We start from the raw sequence: 4,448 nt of genomic DNA on the forward strand, positions 1-4,448 counted from the left end.
GCTCGTCGGCCAGCTGCTCGCCGCGCCCACCCGGTCGCTTCGGGACGCCGCCGGCGAGGACGACTGGGAGACGATACGGACCGCGCTGCACCTGTTCGACCCCGAGTTCGACGCGCCCCCGGAAATCCCCGGCGAGGACGGGACCGGGCCGATGTCGGCTGACGCACCCGCAGACGCACCCCCCGGTGCGCCGTTCGACGCCGCCACCGACTTCTCCACCGAGGAAGTCGACGACTGACCGATCCACCCGTCTCGCCGACTGACCGGATCCCTTTCCTACCGCCGACCGTACGGCGACCCATGGAGTTACACGCCGTCGTCGACCGGTTGGACGATGAGCTCGAAACCGAGGCGTACGCCGATGTCGACGCGAGCGCGAACGGGTTACAGGTCGGTCCGGGTGGTGACGGAACCACTCCCGAGCGCACGGTCGACCACGTGGCGTTCGCGGTCGACGCGGCGACGGCGACGATCGACGCGGCAGCCGACGCCGGCGCGGATCTCCTCGTCACCCATCACGGCGTCTCGTGGGGCGGTATCGAACACGTCACGGGACAGACGTACGACCGGATCGCGGCGCTCGTCGAGCACGACATGGCGTTGTACGTCTCACACCTGCCGCTCGACGGACACGCGACGCTCGGCAACGCGGCCGGCGTCGCGGACGCCGTCGGGCTCTCGGAGCGGGAGCCGTTCGGGACGATCGGACCGGTGACGATCGGCACGATGGGCGAGACGCACGAACCCCTCCCGACGGACGCGATCCGCGAGCGACTCGACGGTTTCGACGGTGCCGAGGCAGGGAGTGGAACTCGCGTGCTGGCGTTCGGTCCCGATCGGATCGAGCGAGTCGCGGTGGTCACCGGTTCCGGGACGGACTGGCTCGACGAGGCGGTCGAGGCGGGCGCGGACGCGCTGATCACCGGGGAGGGGAAACAGCAGGTGTACCACGACGCGCGCGAAGCGGGCGTGACGGTGTATCTGGCCGGCCACTACGCGACCGAGACGTTCGGCGTCCGGTCGCTGCGGTCGCTCGCGAACGACTGGGACGTGGAGACGACGTACGTGAGTCATCCGACCGGGCTGTAGCCCCCGAGCGAACGCAACCCTTACCGCCCGGCTTCCCGCAGTCCGCGTATGCGCGATCACTTCGAGGTTCGGGACCACGACGCGGCCGGCCGGATCGGCCGGCTGACGGTTCCCCGCGCGGGCGTCACCGTCGAGACGCCGGCGCTGTTGCCGGTCGTCAACCCCAACGTGCTCACGATCGAGCCGCGGCGGATCCGTGAGACGTTCGGCGCGGAACTGTTGATCACCAACTCCTATATCATCCGGAGCACCGACCGGATACGCGACCGGGTGCTGTCCGACGGGCTCCACGAGTTCCTCGGGTTCGACGGCGCGATCATGACCGACTCCGGCTCGTTCCAGCTGGCGGAGTACGGCGACATCGACGTGACGACGGCGGAGATCCTCGAGTTCCAGCGCCGGATCGGGAGCGACATCGCAACGCCGGTCGACGTGCCGACCCCCCCGGACGCGGACCGGGAGCGGGCCGAGCGCGACCTCGAAACGACCCGGACCGCACTCGCGGACGCGGTAGCGGCCGATACGGGAGATATGCTGGTCAACGCGCCGGTCCAGGGGTCGACGTACACGGACCTCCGAGAACAAGCGGGCCGACACGCGGCGGGGACCGACCTCGACGTGTTCCCGGTGGGGGCGATGGTGCCGTTGCTCAACGCCTACCGATACGCCGACGTCGTCGAGGCGGTGACCGCGGCGAAACGGGGGCTCGACCCCGACTGTCCGGTGCACCTGTTCGGCGCTGGCCATCCGATGATGTTGGCGCTCGCCGTCGCCATGGGGTGTGACCTGTTCGACTCCGCGGCGTACGCGCTGATGGCGCGGGACGGCCGGTATCTCACCGTCTCGGGAACGGATCACCTCGCGGAGATGAGCCACTTCCCCTGTTCGTGTCCGGTGTGTGTCGAGCACACGCCGGCCGACCTGCGTGCGGCCGGGGACGACGAGGCGGAGCGGCTGCTCGCCAAACACAACCTCCACGTCACGTTCGAGGAGATCCGTCGGATCAAGGAGGCGATCCGGTCCGGAACGTTGCTGGAGCTCGTCGAGCGCCGCGCACGCGGGCACCCGGCGATGCTCGACGGGTACCGGGCGTTGCTCGACCACGCCGATCAGCTCGAAGCGACCGATCCCGTCTCGAAGGGGACGTTTTTCTATACTTCCCACGAGTCGGCCCGGCGGCCCGAGGTGTCCAGACATCACGACCGGATCGCCCGGCTCACCGTGCCCGAAACCCTGCTCCTCACGGAGTCGAAGCCACCGTCGAGTCACGACTACGACGCGGTGTGGCGCGTGAAACCGCCGTTCGGTCCGTTCCCGCGGGCGCTCTCGGAGACGTACCCGCTCACCGCCGAGACGCCGGAACGGACCGACTGCGCGGCCCAACTCGCGGCGGCCGAGGGCGTTTCCCGACTCGTGGAAGCGAACCCCGACACGGCGGTGACGCTTGGCCACGCAGACTGGGATCCCGCGGCGCTCGCCGTCGTCCCGGATCGGGTGGCGATCGAGGATATCACCGAGCTCGGCCGGTGAGCCGGGGCGCCGCGGCTTATTCCACGTCCGGGTTCGTGTCTCAGTTCACGTCCGCGTTGTCGTCCGAGTCGGTTCCCGCGGGCATCCGCGCGGAGTAGTCCCACGAGTGCAGCCGTTCCGGCTCGATCCGCACGTGGACCTCCTCGCGTTCCGGGCGCAGGAGCCGGTCGCCGAGGTCGTTGTCGGTGCCGCCGAGGTATCGATCCATGAGCGACCGGAGGTACCGCTTGTCGGGGTCCGGACTCACGGTCGCCCTCCCGCGCCCGCGAACGCCTTTATAAGGCGGATCGTTCGTTGACACCTCGAAGGAGACGTGGTCGTCGGATCGGAGGAACGTCACGATGTCGGCGTTCGCGCCGGTCGCACAGTGGACCGCGCCGTCCCACTCGAACCACAGCGACACCAACCACGGGTCATCGGCCGGGGTTCGACAGCCGATCCGGACCGGGATCCGGGCGTCAGCGAGGAATCGGTCAACGGTGTCCCGATCCCAAGGCCCGGTGAGTTTCATACGATCCGTACGGGTGCCGGCGGTCTAAATCCACCGCCGGACGCCCCGCGAAACGCCGAAGCCGATCGGTGCCGTGGCTGACTGGCAAGCGGGTGCCGGACGGGAGGCGTGGGACCACTCGTTTACGGGTTAACCCGCCGGATCCACGCGCCAGGGTCGTCGATCTCGCCGCTCGTGGGGAGGTACTCGGGGCGCTCCCACACCACGCTCGCGGCTTCTACCCCCCGTTCGTCGGCGACACGCTCGAAGAAGGTCGCGCCGCGCTCGTACTGCTGCCGTTTGAGTCCGAGTCCGAGGAGGCGGCTGGCGATCTGCCGGACCGGCCCCCCACCCCCGCGGCGCGCGTCGAGCTTTCGACGGAGGTCGGCGTACTCCTCGTCGAACGCGCGGTCCATCAGCAGCTCGGCGTACCCCTCGACGGCGGTCATCGCGGTCTGTAGCTCCGAAAAGGCCGTGCGGTCGAGCCCCCCGGCGACCAGCTCGTCGACGCCGCGTTCCACGCGCGATTCCAAATACCCCGAGAGCCACGGTGCCGCGCCGAACTCGGCCGCGTGCGTCACCTCATGGAAGGCGATCCACCGACGGAACCGCGGGTATGCGACGTCGAGTTCGGCGGCGACGGCGACGACGTTCGGATGGACGAAGTAGAGCCCGTGGTCGGCGTCCGCGTCGTCCGCGAGCAGGAGCGGGTCGTACTGGCCGAGCACGTTGCGCGCGAGGAAACCGAGGGTGAACGCCATCGACCCGGTGTTTACGACCCGCGAGAGGTCGGGGAGTCGTGCGTTCGTGGCCGCTTCAACCGGACCCATGACGTTGTGGAACGTCGCGAGGTTCGCGTCGATCCAGTGGTGACGGTTCTGTACCTCTATCGTGTCGGGGACATCGAACTCGACGCCGGCGACCGCTCGAAGTCGGGCCCGCGCGTCCTGGACGTCAGCGGCGTACCCCCGACGCTCGGCGGGCGTCAGGTCGAGCGCTCCGGGATCGGTGCTCGCTTTCGCCGCCTCGCCCGCTTTCGCCCAGTCGATCACGCCGGTCCCGGACGCCTCGGAGACCGCGCGAATGCTTCGGAGGAGGTCCATACGGATCACAGGCGTGCCGACCTCAAGTCCCTTGTGTCGGTCGCGCTACGAGTCGTCCGGCTTATTCTGCGAGGCCGTCCAGTTCGGTCGCGTCCTCGAGGTCGTCGCCCAGCAGGCGGGCGACCGCGAACCCGGCCGCCGCGAGCAGTCCGACCAGCAACAGCGCAACTCCGATCGACTTACCCGGGCAGCCCCCGGCGTCGTCGGTCTCGCCTCCGTCGGCCGGGGCAGTCCCC

The 4,448-nt window shown here is 69.4% G+C and carries 4 protein-coding genes and 1 pseudogene; 3 read left to right on the forward strand and 2 right to left on the reverse strand.

What is annotated here, in order from left to right:
- The 3 genes and pseudogenes from ACFQEU_RS12005 to tgtA form a co-directional block, all read left to right on the forward strand.
- Positions 1–238 (forward strand): annotated as a pseudogene (locus ACFQEU_RS12005) (hypothetical protein); the annotation flags it as partial.
- Positions 239–300: 62 nt separating this feature from the next.
- Complete coding sequence (locus tag ACFQEU_RS12010; RefSeq protein ID WP_379782439.1) at positions 301–1,089, forward strand: Nif3-like dinuclear metal center hexameric protein; 789 nt, start codon at positions 301–303, stop codon at positions 1,087–1,089.
- A 48-nt stretch (positions 1,090–1,137) separates the two neighbouring features.
- The gene (tgtA, locus tag ACFQEU_RS12015; protein WP_379782441.1) at positions 1,138–2,619 is read left to right on the forward strand and encodes a tRNA guanosine(15) transglycosylase TgtA; all 1,482 of its coding nucleotides are present in this window, start codon (positions 1,138–1,140) and stop codon (positions 2,617–2,619) included.
- A 40-nt stretch (positions 2,620–2,659) separates the two neighbouring features.
- Here the strand turns inward: tgtA and ACFQEU_RS12020 are convergent, their stop codons facing one another.
- Together ACFQEU_RS12020 and ACFQEU_RS12025 are read right to left on the reverse strand one after the other, a co-directional pair.
- The gene (locus ACFQEU_RS12020; protein WP_379782443.1) at positions 2,660–3,130 is read right to left on the reverse strand and encodes a pyridoxamine 5'-phosphate oxidase family protein; all 471 of its coding nucleotides are present in this window, start codon (positions 3,128–3,130) and stop codon (positions 2,660–2,662) included.
- 122 nt (positions 3,131–3,252) lie between these two features.
- On the reverse strand, positions 3,253–4,212 hold the full coding sequence (locus ACFQEU_RS12025) for a zinc-dependent metalloprotease (protein WP_379782445.1): 960 nt from the start codon (positions 4,210–4,212) through the stop codon (positions 3,253–3,255).
- Positions 4,213–4,448 lie beyond the last annotated feature (236 nt).

Origin of the sequence: Halorubrum tibetense, from assembly GCF_042661865.1 — an archaeon.
Taxonomy (GTDB): Archaea; Halobacteriota; Halobacteria; order Halobacteriales; family Haloferacaceae; genus Halorubrum; species Halorubrum tibetense.

Bases quoted from the DNA above. Each gene is read 5' to 3' on its own strand.
- ACFQEU_RS12010 (WP_379782439.1), top strand. From the start codon at position 301: ATGGAGTTACACGCCGTCGTCGACCGGTTGGACGATGAGCTCGAAACC.
- tgtA (WP_379782441.1), top strand. From the start codon at position 1,138: ATGCGCGATCACTTCGAGGTTCGGGACCACGACGCGGCCGGCCGGATC.
- ACFQEU_RS12020 (WP_379782443.1), bottom strand. From the start codon at position 3,130: ATGAAACTCACCGGGCCTTGGGATCGGGACACCGTTGACCGATTCCTC.
- ACFQEU_RS12025 (WP_379782445.1), bottom strand. From the start codon at position 4,212: ATGGACCTCCTCCGAAGCATTCGCGCGGTCTCCGAGGCGTCCGGGACC.